Consider the following 14,875-nt stretch of genomic DNA (forward strand, 5'->3'; position numbering starts at 1 on the left):
AACAGAGTCGGCCCGGAGCGCGGGCCTCGGTATCCGCGCGGCTACTCGGGCGGCGCCTGAGTAGTTCTGCGTACGCTCCACTCGAAACTGCCCCGGCACACCGGCGCACCCGACGAGTCGACGACCTCGGTGTGTGTGGTCAGCCGGGCCCTGTCCGTCTCGCGGGCGAGCACAGGACGCAGCGCGCGCGACGCCTCGTCGTCCAGGCGGCACGTCGCCACGAGCCTGCCGCGCGCCGGTGCCAGGAAGTCCAAGGAGGCGCGGGCGCCGAGCGGTACGACTCCCTCGAACGCGTCCTCGGTCTCCCCGGCGGCGATGATCGCGGCGAGGCCGGCCGCGTCGATCAGCGCGGCCAGCCCGCCGGAGTGCAGCGAGCCGATCACGTTCGTCAGCTCGTGGGGCGTGGTCAGCGCGACCTCCGCCGCGCCGTCCGCCGCCCGCAGCACCTCGATACCGGCCGTCCGATGGGCCGGTACGGGTTCCAGAAGGGCGCGGGCCTGCTCGGTGACATCCACAACGGACCAGGCTGCCCGACGAGGGCCTGAGGGGGGCGACGGTGACATGACGAGCGGGCGAAATCATGGAGGGTACGGTGCGAAGGTGGCCGCTCCCGTGACCGGCGGCGACAGCGATGCGACACCGACCAGCTCCGGAGGACAGGGAAGCCATGCCCGAAGTGGATGACGCGCCCGTGATCGTGAGCAGCGCACCCGGTTCGTTCGCGCGGAGCGTGCTGGCCGAGCGCCACCCCGCTCTCATCCAGCAGGTACGGGACGCCTTCCCGTGGTCCCCGGAGCGGCACCGTGCGCTCGGCGCGCTGCTCCGCTCCTGCACGGAGGGCGTCATCGAACCGTTGGATCCCGGCGCGCACGACCGTGAGCGGTGGGACGTGTGGGGCTCGGAGTACTTCGGCCGGTCGTGGTTCGACGTGCCGTTCCTCTGGTCCGAGAGCTACTTCTACCGCCGGCTCCTCGAAGCGGTCGGCTACTTCGGGCCGGGGCTCTGGCACGGCACCGACCCGTTCGCGCCCTTCAAGCGCGCCGAGTTGCGCGGCTCGCTCGTCGACGACGAACTCGCGGCGCTCGACGCCCTGGCCGGTCGGCCTGTGGAGGAGCGGGCCACCGCGTACCTCCAGGCCTCGCTCTGGGGCAACCGCGCGGACCTCGGCTTCGCCGTCGGTTCACCGGGCGCGGCGGACACAGGCAGCACGGCGGGTGCGGCGCGCCGTGAGGACCCGCCGCCCCTCGTCGCGGACGACAGCGACGTGCTGTGGTCGCTGCTTCCCAAGGACGCGACGTCCGCCGAAAGACCGTCCGGCGCCGGCACGTCCGGCTCCCCGCGGACCGTCCACGTCATCGCCGACAACTCCGGGCGCGAGCTGATCCCCGACCTCGTCCTCGTCGACCACCTCCTCACCACCGGCCGCGCGGACGAGGCCGTCCTGCACGTCAAGCCGTATCCGTACTACGTCTCCGACGCGACCATGGCCGACGTCGTCGACTGCGCGCGCCGTATCGCCCAGGCGTCCGGCAGCGCGGGTGGGGCAGGCAAGCGGCTCTGGGCGGCGATGGGCGACGGGCGGCTCGACGTACGTACGCACGGTTTCTACTGCGAGCCGTTCCCGTACAGCGAGATGCCCGCCGATCTTCGTCGCGAGTTCGCGGGCGCCGCCCTGACGATCGTGAAGGGCGACCTCAACTACCGGCGTCTCGTCGGCGATCGGCTCTGGCCGCCGACCACGTCGTTCGCGGAGCGTACGGCCCACTTCCCCGGGCCGGTGGCCGCCCTGCGTACCCTGAAGTCCGATGTGATCGTCGGCCTCGACCCGCGCACGGTGGCGCGACTCGAAGCAGCGGACGGGAGCGAGGGCCCCGGAGACGGCGCGAAGCAGGGCTGGCGTACGAGCGGGACGCACGCGCTCGTCCAGGTCGGGCCGGGGAACCCCGGAATGTGGTAACCCAGCACTCCTCAGGACTCAGGTACTCAGGAACGGACGTCGGAGGCAGGCGCCATGGCGCTCCAGATCAGCGCGACCAACCCGGAGCAGCCGGCCGTGCTCCTCGACCTGCCCTGGGGTGTTCCGCTCGAAGAGTGGCCCGACGACTGCCTGGTGGCGCTCCCACGCGGCATCTCACGCCATGTGGTGCGTTTCGCGGCCGCCGGATCCGAGGTGCTGGCGGTCAAGGAGATCGCCGAGCGTCCGGCGGTGCGCGAGTTCGGTCTGCTCAGGGACCTGCACCGGCTGGGCATACCGGCGGTCGACCCCGTCGCGGTGGTGACGGGACGGGTCGACGCGGACGGCAGGCCGCTGGAGTCCGCGCTCATCACACGGCACCTCAAGGGCTCGCTGCCGTACCGCTCGATGTTCGAGTCCACGATGCGCCCGAGCACGGTGAGGCGTCTGATGGACGCGCTCGCCGTCCTCCTTGTGAGGCTGCATCTGACCGGCTTCGCGTGGGGCGACTGTTCGCTGTCCAACGCGCTTTTCAGGCGCGACGCGGGCGCGTACGCCGCGTACCTGGTGGACGCGGAGACGGGCCAGATCCAGCCGACGCTCAGCCCTGGCCAGCGCGACTACGACATAGAGCTGGCGCGCGTGAACATTGCCGGGGAGCTGATGGACCTGGAGGCCGCGGGCTCGCTCCATCCGTCGGTCGACCCGGTGCCGTTCGGAGCGGCGATCGTACGGCGCTACGAGGACCTGTGGCACGAGCTGACGCGGGAGTCCGTCTACCCGGTCGACAAGCGCCACTACATCGACCGCCGGATCCGTCGCCTCAACGAACTGGGTTTCGACGTGGCGGAGATGCAGATCGAGCGGTCGCCGAAGGGCGACACCGTGACCTTTCTGCCGAAGGTGGTGGACGCGGGCCACCACCAGCGCCAACTGCTGCGGCTGACGGGCCTGGACGCGGAGGAGAACCAGTCGCGGCGCCTGCTCAACGACCTGGAGAGCTGGATGGCGGGCCAGGACGACTACGCGCCCGGCGACCCGCTGGGCGCCCGCCCGGAGGTCCTGGCGCACCGCTGGGTACGGGATGTCTTCCGGCCGACCGTACGGGCCGTACCGCTGGAGCTGCGGCGCACGACGGACGCGGCGCAGATCTACCACGAGCTGCTGGAACATCGGTGGTATCTGTCGGAGAGCGCCGGGCACGACGTCGGGCTGGACACGACGATCGAGGACTACCTCGCCAACATACTGCCGGGCACGCAGGACCCGTCCACCGGACGGAACAGCCCCCGGGAGAAGTGAGCGGCCCCGCCGCGACGGGGGAAACGCGGCGGGACCTGGAGTGCGAATGCCCGGGGGGCCACCGGTTACACCTGGGTATTCGTGTGGCGCGGGCCACTCGCCGGCGTGCCTGTGGAGCCCGATGGCGACGCGTGCCGGGGAGCCTTCCTCAGTCCCCGCGATGGGCGGGTGTCGCATCATCGACGTGTGACAAAAGCGGGGAAAATGCCGCCCTATGAGCGAAAGAGACGATTCCCCCGGCTCCGGCGCGCCCCTCGGTACGAAGGGCGGGCCGAATCAGACAGTGGCACTCGCGGCCATGCTGTTCGCCGTCTCGATGACCTTCATCGACCAGACGATCGTCTCGATCGCGGCGCCCGACATCATCGACGAACTCGGGCTCTCGTCCTCCGGGATGCAGTGGGTGGTCAACGCCTATCTGCTCACGCTGGCGGCGTTTTTCGCGCTCGGAGGGCGGCTGGCCGACATCGTCGGGCACCGGCGGATCATGGTGATCGGCACCCTCGTCTTCGTGATCTCCTCCGTCCTCTGCGGGTGCGTGCCGAAGGGGAGCGACGCGCAGACCTGGCTCGTCACCTTCCGTGCCTTCCAGGGCCTGGGCGGCGCGCTGATGTTCCCCGCGGCGCTGGCCGTGGTCATCTCCGTGTTCCCGGTCGAGCGGCGTGGCCGGGCGCTGGCGCTGTTCTTCGGGGTCTCCGGTGCCCTCACCGCCGTTGGCCCGCTCCTCGGCGGCTGGCTCACCGGCTGGACCTGGCGGGCGATCTTCTGGGTCAACGTCCCTGTGGCGGTGATCGCCCTCGTACTGACCGCGATGGCTCACATTCCGAACATCTCGCGCCGCGAACGGCTCGATGTGCCGGGCGCCGTGCTGGTGGCCGTCGGTATGGGCCTGAGCGTGCTCGGCTTCCAGCAGGCGTCCACATGGGGCTGGGACAGCGCGACGACCTGGGCCTGCATCGTCGGCGGGCTGCTCGTGCTGGTCGTCTTCTGCCGGTTCGAACTCCGCGTCCGGGACCCGCTGATCAAGCTCCAGGTCTTCAAGGACCGGGCGTTCGCCGTTGACTGCGCGGTGCTGTTCTTCGCCATGCTCGCGTTCGTGCCGGTGTTCTTCTTCGCGTCGGTCTACTCGCAGGTCTCGCTGAGCTCGTCACCCAACCAGGCCGCGCTGTTCCTGCTGTACTTCTTCGTGGGCTTCGCCATCGCGTCGCAGTGGGGCGGACACGTCCTGGACAAGCGGGGCGCCAGACCGGCGCTCAGGCTCGGCACCGCGCTCGGAGCGGTCGGATTCGGCTTGTGGGCCTCCAAGCTGACGGACCTCTCGACGCACGACCAGTGGCCGTACGTGGCACTGGCCGGCGCGGGTATCGGTCTGCTGCTCTCTCCCGCCTCCACCGACGCGGTCAACCGCGCGATCGGCGCCTCCTACGGAGAGGTCACCGGCATCACCCAGACCCTCCGCAACTTCGCGGCGAGCGTGGGACTGGCGGTGTTCGGCACCGTACTCACGCACGTCACCCGCGACCGGGTCGCCGAGACCCTTCGGTCCAAGGGCGTGCCCGCCGGTGAGGCGGGGGACGCGGCCCGGAGCATCGCGGAGAGTGTGTCCGGTCAGGCGGACACGCGACAGCCCTCGGGCGACGGTGCGGTGGCGCGGACCATGCGCGACTCGATGGCCGAGATCCGGATGGACTTCGCCGAGGCGAACAGGTGGGTGTTCTACGGGATGGCCATCGCGCTGGCGCTGGCGTTCATCTGCTCGCTGTTCCACCCGGGGACGCGGGTGACGGGTACGCCGCGGTTCACGGAGCCGGGGGAGCCGGAGAAGCCCGGGAAGCCCGCACCACCCACGGAGACCGACGCACCGACGGACCCGGCCGGGCCGCCCCGGCCCACCGACACGTAGGGCCGGGGCCGTGACAGCCACGGCCGAGGGCCGTTGTCGTACCCCTGTGGCAAGGTGTTTTCAGGTGCCGAACGACGCGCACCCGCCTACTCGTCGACCCTTGGCCGCAAGAGGAGCACGCCCATGTCCGGTCCTGGATCCGGTCCCGCCGCCGACGGAGTCCTCGACTCCCTGACAGCGGTGGCATCACTACTGGCACCCGACCGGCCGGCCGTCGCCGAACAGACGCGGCGGGCGCACGCCGACCCCGAGGGTTATGTGAGTGCGTACGGGGACCGGCTGGATCACCGCGGCATCGACGAGCCGTTCCCGGGTCTCCCGTGGATAGCCCTCGTGGACGCGCTCACCGAGCACAAGCTGCTCGCGGAGTTCGACTGGAAGGAGGGCGCGGACGAGATCCGGTACGGGCTGGACGGGCTGGTGTCGCGCCCGTCCGTCGATCCCTGGGCGCTCTTCGAGGACGGCGAGACGGACCTGCCGACCTATGACTTCCTTGAGGTGTGCGGCCGGCACTACCGCGAGGTGGGCGCGGCTCTCGTGGTGCTCGACATCGATTCGGACTGCTATCCGGTGGCGTGCGTGCGCGCGGCGCGGGTCGACGAGCTGATATCGCTCGCCAAGGCTGCGGGCTTCGCCGTCTGGCCCCTGGGCGTTCCCAAGGCCGCCTGACCGGCCGGGGCAGGACCCGGAGCGGTGCCCGGAGTGGTCTCCAGCGCGTGCCGCAGCCGGTCCAGGGCCGGCCGCGCGCCGCCGTCCGTGTCCGGCCGTCGCCGGGCGGTCCTGAGGTCGACCAGGCGCGCCAGGGTGTCCATCACCACATGGAGCGGCGGACCGCTCGTCGTCAGGTCCCCCGCCTCGGGCTCCTGCTCTCGCCGTGCACGGTCGGCAGGGGCCTGGAGGAAGGGGACGACGAGCCGGTGGTGGTGAAAGGCGGACGCGGCGCCGTGCAGACGGCAGACGGTGAGGAACGACTCGGCGTTGTCCCGTAGTTGCGGTGTGAGGGGACCGGCCGCCGTCTCCCGGAGGAAGGCGTCGAGCAGCGGTTCGGCGGTCATGACGGCCCGCAGCTCCTCCTGGTCCCCCGGCGGCAGGTACGGGTATTTCTCCGTCAACAGCGCCTGGTAGAACGGGTCGTACGGCGAACAGAGACCGAGCAGCACGTCGATCGAGTTGATCGCCGCGAAGTCGCCCGCGTTGACACCCCGGTACTCCACGCCGCCGACGCGATGCGGTTTGTAGTACGGCCTGATGTTGAGGAAGAACCGGTCGACGTCGAGGGTCTTGCTCAGCGTCCTGCCCAGGTCGAGGACGTCGTCGAGCCCCGACCGCGCCTCCCGCAGCAGATACGCCGTCAGCGGGCTGGAGACCCCGAGCGTCCGAACGCGTCGCAGCGCCGTGGCCGTGCGCTGGTATGCCAGCACGGACAGGGCGTTGTACAGGATGAAGACACGTTCGTCTTCGAGCGAGGTGAACGTACGGAAGGAGTCCTCGACCGCCCTGTTGTAGATGGCCTGGTGGGCGAAGACGAGCCGAGGTGCGACACCGAGGGACGCTGCCAGCGCCCGGGCGAGCGGCCAGGCGGCGGACTGCGGACCCTCGATCTCATGGCGGCGGCACGCGCCGAGGTAGAGCCCGACCGAGCCGAGGAGTTCGTACCGCTCGTCGTCGGACTCCCGCGTGGTGCGGGGAGTATGACTTTGCGTGATCAGCCCGACCAGCGCGGCGCCTTCGCGGCCGATCCTCCGCCTGACCGCCTCAAGTTCCGGGCGGTCGTGGAGGATCTGCGCCCCGGCGGCGAAGTACGCCTCCTCCAGCCGCGTATTGAGAGCGACGAAGTCGTTCCTGATCCACCGGTCGAAGTCGTCGGCAGCACTGTTCACGGCGTGGGTCCTTTGGGGATCGGGGAGTCAAGGTGTCGGGAGTCCCGAGTCGGGTCTCCAAGAAGGGGCTGTGCTCGCCCCATCCGACCGTCACGGCGGCCCGGTCACCAGGACCAATCGCCACCTCGTATACGGGTCCAATCGGCCCGGCCGGGGCCCCGGCGAGTCCCACCGGCGGCCCTGGGCCCCCTATGGGCCCTTGAGCCCTGTCTCTGGGCCCGGGGCTCGGCCTAAGGTGCGTGGTGCTCCACGTGTACGTGTTGTGACTTTGGCCGATTCGCTGACGCACAAGAAACGTTCGGGAGATCGGGGATGACGGGGATGACGAGGAAGCGGAGTCTTTTACGAAGGGAGGTCGGCGATGGCCCGGTTGGACCAGTTGCTCGGTACTGATTTCTACCATCGTCCGACGTCCGACACAGACGCGATAATTTACGGAGGACTCGACCACCCTGAACACCGGGAGAGGGTTCCGGGGCTCATCGCGGTCATGAGTGACCGGACGGCACCCGGCAAGGAGCGCTTCCTGGCCTGCGTAGCCCTGACGACCTGGGGAGAACCGGCCGGATATCAGGCGGTGGTCGAGGCCGCCGTATCCGGCAGGCGGGCCCCCTGGTACGACGTCCTCGTCGACCGGAAATTCTCGGTGGACAGCACTTTCGCCCAACTCGCCGTGGCCCTGGGAGACAGCAGGGAAATGGCGGAGGAGAAAAGAACGGTCGCGCAGCGGGATTCGGCTTTCCAGGCACTCGTGAGAATTGCCGACACCGAGTATTTCGAGGACCAACTCGGCGATCTCATGGACGAATCGACGGTGCGGCTGCTGCTCACGGACATCGCCGAGACGGTGGACAGAGGCGTCGGCTCGCTGACCGGGACCGGCGGCGTGCGGCCGAGGTTCGACCTGGCCACGCAGCTTGTCGATCTCGCGTGCGCGGTCGCGCTGGCCGACGGGGTCCTTGCCGCGCGGCTCGCCACGACCGTTCTGGAGATCGAGCCCACCCGGCGGGCGCTGGTGCACGGGGTCACGGTGCTGCACCGCTCCGGGGCGCCGGAAGTGCGGCGGCTCGGCGCGTACATGATCGCGGTCGGCGACGAACGCGTACGCGGGATGGCGACGGACGCGCTGCGTACGGCGTGACCCTTCAGACTGTGGTCGGGGTTCTTCCACGGGGGGAGGGCCCCGGCCACGTACCACTTCGCCCCGCGTTTAATGCGAGGTGCCGTGAGGGCCGCGCTGGTTAGTGTGGCTGTCGTGATCGATGCGACGTTCCGGACGCTGCTGGCCGCCGCCCACGACGGCCACTGGGAGCCCGTCACGGACGGCGAGTCCGAGGCGAGTGTCTTCCGCTCCGACGACGGCTCGCGCTACGCCAAGTGTGTGCCCGCCCCTTCCACGGCTGCGCTGGAGGCAGAGCGCGACCGCGTCGACTGGCTCGGCGGACAAGGCGTCCCGGCTCCGCGCGTACTCGACTGGCGCGTCACCACCGATGCCGCCTGCCTGGTGACGAGCACGGTCGTGGGAGTCCCGGCCGATCGGGTCACGGCTCCGGAACTCCGGGCGGCGTGGCAGCCGATCGCGGAAGCCGTGCGCCGCCTGCACGACGTACCCGTGCGGGCGTGCCCGTTCGGCCGCGACCTCACACGGATGTTCGCGACCGCACGCGATGTCGTCGCGCGCGGCGCGGTCAATCCGGACTTCCTGCCGGAGGACCAGCGGCGAACGCCGCCCACGGAGTTGCTCGCGCGTCTCGTCCCACAGCTGGAACAGCGCCTCTCTCAGGAGGACGCCGAGGCCGTCGTCTGCCACGGGGACCTGTGCCTGCCCAATATCGTCCTCGATCCGGAGACCCTGAACGTGGCGGGCTTCATCGATCTCGGCCGCCTCGGCCGGGCCGACCCGTACGCCGACATCGCCCTGCTTCTCGCCAACTCCCGTGAGACCTGGGCCGACGAGCGAGAGGCGGCCACCGCGGACGAGGCGTTCGCGGAGCGGTACGGCATCGGACTCGACCGCGACCGGGAGAGGTTCTACCTCCATCTCGACCCCCTCACCTGGGGCCGGCCGTCTTCCTCGACCGAACCCTCCTGAGGAGTTGAGATGCCCGGTCACCCGAGCGCGCGTTGACGTCGTAGGTCGCGACCGACCTGTCATCGCGTGCCGCCCTTCGAGCTGCGGCGCAGCGAACCTTCCCCCGCCCTGTTTCGGCGGGTTCCGTTCCCGGCGACTCAAGGGGCCCCTGTGCCGTCCGTACCCTCCGACCCGTCGCGCCCGCCGAGCCTGTGGCGCGACCGTGACTTCCGCAGCCTCTGGGTGGGCCAGACAGCCTCGCAGTTCGGGGCGCAGGCGGGCCAGGTCACCCTGCCGTTCCTCGCTGTGGTGGCGCTGAACGTCGACGCCACCCAACTCGGCGCCCTGCGCGCGGTCCAGCAGATACCGATCCTGCTGCTCTCCCTCTTCGTCGGCGTGTGGGTGGACCGCCGCCGGTCCCGCGATGTGATGGTGCGGGCGGATTTCGGCCGGGCGGTGGCGCTGGCCGCCATTCCGGTCGCCTTTCTCTTCGGCGTACTCGCAATGCCGGTGCTGCTCGGCGTCGCCTTCCTCGTCGGCGTACTGACGGTGTTCTTCGACGTGGCCTATCAGGCCGCTCTCGTACGGCTGGTGAGACGTGACCAGTTGGCGCAGGGGAACAGCGCGCTGGAGGGCAGCAGATCCGCGGCGCAGGTCGGCGGCCCCGCCCTCGGTGGCGCGCTGGTGTCGCTCCTGTCGGCGCCGGTCGCCGTCGTCGTCGGCGCCTTCTTCTTCACCGTGTCGTTCCTGTCGATCCGCCGGATACGTGACCGCGAGGCGATACCGCAGTACGGAGGACGAGCCGCCCCCCGAATGCGGCGGCAGATGCTCGAAGGTCTCCGTTTCGTCGCCCGCGATCCGGCATTGCGGGCCGTGGGCCTCGCCTCGGCGATCTTCCAGTTCTTCTTCGCCGCCCTGATGACGGTCTATCTGCTCTTCCTGCCGCGCACGCTGCACCTGTCGGGTGCCGAGGTGGGGCTGGTGCTCGCGGCCATGGGGCCGGGAGCGATCGTCGGCTCGCTGCTCTCCGCCGGGCTGCCGAAGAGATTCGGGTACGGCGTGGTGCTCGTGTCCTCGGCCGCGCTCGCCGACGGTGTGATGCTTCTTCTGCCGGCGCTGCACGGCTCGGCCGCCCGCACGATCGCCTGCCTCATGGCGATCAACTTCCTCTTCGGTGTCTTCAGTCAGTTGGTCGACGTCACGGTCATGGCCGTTCGTCAGTCGATCACGCCGCCCGCGATCCAGGGACGGACCGTCGCGACGATCAATTTCGTCGGGATGGGTCTGACACCGCTCGGCTCACTCATGGGCGGTCTTCTGGCCGCGATGTGGGATCCGCGAACCAGCCTGCTGCTGGCGGCCGTCGGTCTCGTACTCTCTCCGGTGTTCATGGCCGTCTCGCCCCTCGCCCGGCTGGGGAAGGAGCTTCCGGCGCCTGGCGATTCCGGTGGCCCGTGTGGCGTGTGAGACGCCTGACCGCTGTCCCTCTGCCTGACCTGGCGCGTCCCTTCACAAATGGAATGTGATCTTAAATCTTGCCGGACCGGCGTCCGGCCGCAGGCGGGGAGACTCGGCGACGTTCGGGATCGGGCCGGCGTGTGAGCGTCGCGCGAGCACGGGCGGTCGCTCCAGGCCGTCTCCGGAGAAGGGCGTCTCATTCGCGCCGGTCCGAGCCTCGCCCGCGGCCACGGAGGCGCGGGAGGGAGCCTGTCGTGCGACCTCCGGAAGCACTGGTTCCGGCCAGATTCGGGCCGATCCCGGCCAGGCTTCCGTGCTGGCGGAGGGAAGGAGTCCGATTCCCCGGCGAGAGGCGGATGCAACCGCGCTGACCTGCGAGGACATGGGTCGTCTGACAGGGTGTCGGTGGCGCCCCCGGCAGGACTCGAACCTGCGGCCAAGCGCTTAGAAGGCGCCTGCTCTATCCACTGAGCTACGGGGGCCGAAACGTGGCCTCGGAGGCCCGGAGTGCCGGTGGGGCAGTCCGCGCGGTCCGTGACCTGTGCCGGGACAAGGATAGGGCTCCGCTCACCCTGGCCCGGTTGCTTCACCTGCGTGGCACGATGTGGAGGTTCAGTGAAGCGAACCGATAATCGCAGGCAGGTGCGATTCGTGCAGTGCTTTTCGCGCCTGAAGCTACGGGTGTTGTGCACTCGTTATGCCTGTGCCCCACTCGTCCCGTCTGTCCCCCGCGCTTGACCGGCGCGCAGGAGATGGCTATACGCTTCAAAAAGGCGCCAAAGTTGGGCATTCTTCGCATGTGGTGACCTTGGACGTACGGCCTCAGCTGATCGACGCACTTTCCGCGCTGCGCGACCGTGTCGCCGCCGTGCGTCTTCCACTCCCTCTCGACGGGACTCCGCGCGCCCGGCAGACCCGGGAGGAACTCCTCGCGCAGCTCGACGACTATCTGGTGCCAAGGCTCCGGGACCCGGAGGCGCCGCTGCTGGCCGTGGTGGGAGGTTCGACCGGGGCCGGGAAGTCGACCCTCGTCAACTCCCTTGTGGGACGGCGGGTCAGTGAATCCGGCGTGCTGCGACCGACGACCCGTACACCCGTACTGGTGTGCCACCCCGACGACTGCCACTGGTTCGACGGCGTACGGGTCCTTCCCCATCTGACACGTGTCTGGATGACCCAGCAGGAGGAGGACGGCGCGGCCGGGGCCTGGAGCGGGGACGAGGAGAACGCGCTGCGCATCGACACCTCCGTGGCGCTGCCCCGCGGCCTCGCACTGCTGGACGCGCCGGACATCGACTCGCTCGTCGTACGGAACCGCGTTCTCGCCGCCGAGTTGATCTGCGCCGCCGACGTGTGGGTGATGGTGACCACCGCGTCCCGGTACGCCGACGCGGTCCCCTGGCATCTGCTCCGTACGGCGAAGGAGTACGACGCCTCGCTCGTGACCGTCCTGGACCGCGTTCCTCATCAGGTGATTGACGAGGTGTCACGTCAGTACGCGGCGCTGCTCACCAAGGCGGGCCTGGGCGACGTACCCCGCTTCACCATCCCCGAACTGCCCGAGTCGGCCGGCGGCGGCAGCGGGCTGCTGCCCACCACCGCCGTCGCGCCGCTGCTCGCCTGGCTGACGCACCGGGTACGCGATCCGGCGGCGCGTCAGCAGGCCGTCGTCCGTACGGCGGCCGGTGTCATCGGCTCGCTCAACGTACGGATGCCGGAACTCGCGGGCGCTGTCGCGGCGCAGTACGCCGCCGCCGTACGCCTCACGGGCGCTGTCGAGGAGGCGTACGCGACGGAGCGCGAGCGGGTGCGCAAGCGGCTCAAGGCCGGTGCCGTGCTCGCGGGGGACGCGCGGACGCGCTGGCGCGGATACCCGAGGGACAGCTCGGCGCGTGAGCTGCTCGACTCGCTGGTCGAGAGCCTGGCCGCACTCCTCCAGTGCGCCGTGGCCGCCGCCGACGAGCAGGTCACGGACGCCTGGCGGCGCGAGCCAGCCTCGGCGGCGGTCCTGACCTCCGGGCCGGACAGGGAGGTGTCCGAGCGGATCGGGATGGCCGTACGGCGGTGGCGCAGGGTCGTGGAGGAGCTGGCCGAGGAGGAGATTCGGCTCCTCGAACGCAGCGCCGCGCCCGACCCCGAGACCGTCGCCGCGCTGCTGGCCGCCGTCCTCCTGGGCGGGCACCGCACCCGGGTCGCGGGGGAGCGGCTCGCGGAGCGCATCGGGGCGCAGGGCGCGCTGCGGCTGCGGGACAAGGGCGGCGACCTGGTGGCGACGTACATCGACGACGTACTGCACGGAGAACGGGACCGGCGGCTGGCTCCCCTCGACGCGCTCGAAGTGGCGCCCGAGCCGCAGGCGGAACTCATCGCCGCGCTTTCCGTACTCCAGAAGGAGATGTGACCGACATGGCGGACGTGACCGATGCGACGACGTTGGCGGACGGGCCCGGCGAGATCGGGTCGGGGCGCCCAGATGTCCGCGCGAAAGAGGCCGGCGCGGCCGATGCGGGCGGCAAGGGCCCGGGTGCGAAAGGCGACTCGGGGGGCGGGACAGGCCGGCGCTGGAACGACGGGCTGATCGCCCGGCACGCGTTCGGACGCAAGGGCGCGGCCGGAGCGGCGCCCACCGTCGGCGTGGAGGGGATCGACGAAAACGACGGTACGGCGGCCTCCACCGAGGTCCACCAGCCCATCGGAGGCACCTACGAAGGGCCGCTACGCGTACGGCTCGACGCCCTGCGCGAGCTTGTGGGCCTCTCGCGGACCCGTATCGAGGGGACCACGCTCACCGAGGCCGGCCGGGTGCTGGACGAGGCCTCCACGCGGCAGCGGCTCTCGTCGCGCCACACCGTCGTCGCCATCGCGGGAGCCACCGGCAGCGGCAAGTCGACACTGTTCAACGCGCTGGCGGAGGTTCCGATCTCGGAGCCGGGGCTGCGCAGGCCGACCACGTCGGCGCCCATCGCCTGTGTCTGGTCCGAAGGTGCCGCCGGGCTGCTCGACCGGCTCGCCATCCCCGGGAGGCTGCGTCGCAGGCCGCTCGCGGGCGGCGACGGGGACGAGGAACTGCAAGGTCTCGTCCTGGTCGACCTGCCCGACCACGACTCCGCCGTCGTCGCGCACCGGGACCAGGTCGACCGCGTACTGGCCCTGGTCGACGCGATCATCTGGGTCGTCGACCCGGAGAAGTACGCGGACGCCGCGCTCCACGAGCGGTATCTGCGGCCGCTCGCCGGCCACGCGGAGATCACCTTCGTCGTACTGAACCAGATTGACCGGCTGCCCGGGGAGGCCGCCGACCAGGTCCTGGACGATCTGCGCAGGCTGCTCGACGAGGACGGCATGGCGCTCGGCGAGCACGGCGAGCCGGGGGCCACCGTGCTGCCGATCTCCGCGCTCACGGGGCAGGGGGTGGGCGAACTGCGCGAATTGCTCGGCCGTTTCGTCCAGGAGCGGACAGCCGCCGCCCGGCGGCTGTCCGCCGACGTGGACGCGGCCGCGTCCCGGCTGCGCTCGGTGTACGTCTCCGACGGACGCACGGGCCTCGGGGAACGCTCCCGTGAGGAGTTCGCCGACCGGCTCGCGTGGGCGGTGGGCGCGGTGGCCACCGGCGAGGCGGCCGAGCGCGAGTGGCGCAGGAACGCGGGACGTGCGTGCGGGACGCCGTGGCTGCGGCTGTGGCGCTGGTACGAGCGGACCCGGACGCCCGGCGGCGGCGTGCCGCGCGCCGAGGTGATCGTGGAGGACGAACTCACAGCCAGGCAGCGGGTCGAGCAGGCCGTCCGTACGGTCGCGGAAGACGCCGCGGCCGGGCTGCCGAGGCCATGGGCGCAGGCGGTGCGCGAGGCCGCGGTACGCGGCGCCGTGGGGCTGCCGGAGGCGCTGGACGAACTGGCCGTGTCGGCGGGGCCGCCGAGCGGGCGCCCCGCGCGTCCCGCCTGGTGGCCGGCGGCGGTGCTCGCGCAGGCGTCCATGACACTGCTTCAGATCTACGGCGGGCTCTGGCTGGTCGGCCAGATCATCGGCGTGATCCAGCCCGGCATCGTCCCGCCCGTGCTGGTGATGCTGGCCGGGATCGTCGGCGGGCCGCTGGTGGAGTGGGCGTGCGCGGCGGCGGCGCGGGGGCCGGCGAGGCGGTACGGGCAGGACGCCGAGCGACGGCTGCGCGAGGCGGCGGCGGGGTGCGGGAGGGCCAAGGTGCTCGATCCGATCGCGGCCGAGCTGATGCGGTACCGGGAGGTGCGGGAGCAGTACTCGACGGTGTCCGGCCTGACGCGGTAGCCCCCTGGGGCTCCGGCGTGGGGCGG

Annotated in this window: 11 protein-coding genes and 1 tRNA gene; 9 read left to right on the forward strand and 3 right to left on the reverse strand. The window is 70.9% G+C overall.

What is annotated here, in order from left to right; translation table 11 throughout:
• Positions 1-41 precede the first annotated feature (41 nt).
• On the reverse strand, positions 42-515 hold the full coding sequence (locus tag IEY79_RS10300; RefSeq protein WP_189107062.1) for a PaaI family thioesterase: 474 nt from the start codon (positions 513-515) through the stop codon (positions 42-44).
• A 152-nt stretch (positions 516-667) separates the two neighbouring features.
• Between IEY79_RS10300 and IEY79_RS10305 the strand changes: the two genes are divergently transcribed.
• From IEY79_RS10305 to IEY79_RS10320, 4 genes are all read left to right on the forward strand, one after another.
• Entirely contained in the window at positions 668-1,957 is a 1,290-nt protein-coding gene (locus IEY79_RS10305; protein WP_189107063.1) for a damage-control phosphatase ARMT1 family protein, read from the forward strand.
• A 54-nt stretch (positions 1,958-2,011) separates the two neighbouring features.
• Entirely contained in the window at positions 2,012-3,256 is a 1,245-nt protein-coding gene (locus IEY79_RS10310; RefSeq protein WP_189107064.1) for a DUF4032 domain-containing protein, read from the forward strand.
• Between the two features lie 214 nt (positions 3,257-3,470).
• The gene (locus IEY79_RS10315; RefSeq protein ID WP_189107065.1) at positions 3,471-5,159 is read left to right on the forward strand and encodes an MFS transporter; all 1,689 of its coding nucleotides are present in this window, start codon (positions 3,471-3,473) and stop codon (positions 5,157-5,159) included.
• Positions 5,160-5,282: 123 nt separating this feature from the next.
• Positions 5,283-5,828, forward strand: coding sequence for a DUF6630 family protein (locus tag IEY79_RS10320; RefSeq protein ID WP_189107066.1), 546 nt, complete (start codon positions 5,283-5,285; stop codon positions 5,826-5,828).
• Here IEY79_RS10320 and IEY79_RS10325 read toward each other — a convergent pair.
• On the reverse strand, positions 5,723-7,039 hold the full coding sequence (locus IEY79_RS10325) for a monodechloroaminopyrrolnitrin synthase PrnB family protein (RefSeq protein WP_189107067.1): 1,317 nt from the start codon (positions 7,037-7,039) through the stop codon (positions 5,723-5,725). The two genes, IEY79_RS10320 and IEY79_RS10325, sit on opposite strands and share 106 nt — an antisense overlap.
• Before the next feature lie 490 nt (positions 7,040-7,529).
• Between IEY79_RS10325 and IEY79_RS10330 the strand changes: the two genes are divergently transcribed.
• The 3 genes from IEY79_RS10330 to IEY79_RS10340 all read left to right on the forward strand — a co-directional run bounded on the left by IEY79_RS10330 (position 7,530) and on the right by IEY79_RS10340 (position 10,577).
• Positions 7,530-8,180, forward strand: coding sequence for a hypothetical protein (locus IEY79_RS10330; RefSeq protein WP_189107068.1), 651 nt, complete (start codon positions 7,530-7,532; stop codon positions 8,178-8,180).
• 114 nt (positions 8,181-8,294) lie between these two features.
• Positions 8,295-9,131: an APH(3'') family aminoglycoside O-phosphotransferase gene (locus IEY79_RS10335; RefSeq protein ID WP_229700785.1), complete on the forward strand. Its 837-nt coding sequence runs from the start codon at positions 8,295-8,297 to the stop codon at positions 9,129-9,131.
• A 150-nt stretch (positions 9,132-9,281) separates the two neighbouring features.
• Positions 9,282-10,577, forward strand: a complete 1,296-nt coding sequence (locus IEY79_RS10340; protein ID WP_229700786.1) for an MFS transporter — start codon at positions 9,282-9,284, stop codon at positions 10,575-10,577.
• Between the two features lie 397 nt (positions 10,578-10,974).
• Here the strand turns inward: IEY79_RS10340 and IEY79_RS10345 are convergent.
• Positions 10,975-11,050, reverse strand: a tRNA-Arg gene (locus tag IEY79_RS10345).
• A 326-nt stretch (positions 11,051-11,376) separates the two neighbouring features.
• Between IEY79_RS10345 and IEY79_RS10350 the strand changes: the two genes are divergently transcribed.
• Both IEY79_RS10350 and IEY79_RS10355 read left to right on the forward strand, forming a co-directional pair.
• A complete protein-coding gene (locus tag IEY79_RS10350; RefSeq protein WP_189107170.1) occupies positions 11,377-12,969 on the forward strand; it encodes a dynamin family protein in 1,593 nt (530 codons plus the stop codon).
• Between the two features lie 5 nt (positions 12,970-12,974).
• The gene (locus tag IEY79_RS10355; RefSeq protein WP_189107070.1) at positions 12,975-14,849 is read left to right on the forward strand and encodes a YfjP family GTPase; all 1,875 of its coding nucleotides are present in this window, start codon (positions 12,975-12,977) and stop codon (positions 14,847-14,849) included.
• Positions 14,850-14,875 lie beyond the last annotated feature (26 nt).

Origin of the sequence: Streptomyces camponoticapitis, from assembly GCF_014646115.1 — a bacterium.
Taxonomy (GTDB): Bacteria; Actinomycetota; Actinomycetes; order Streptomycetales; family Streptomycetaceae; genus Streptomyces; species Streptomyces camponoticapitis.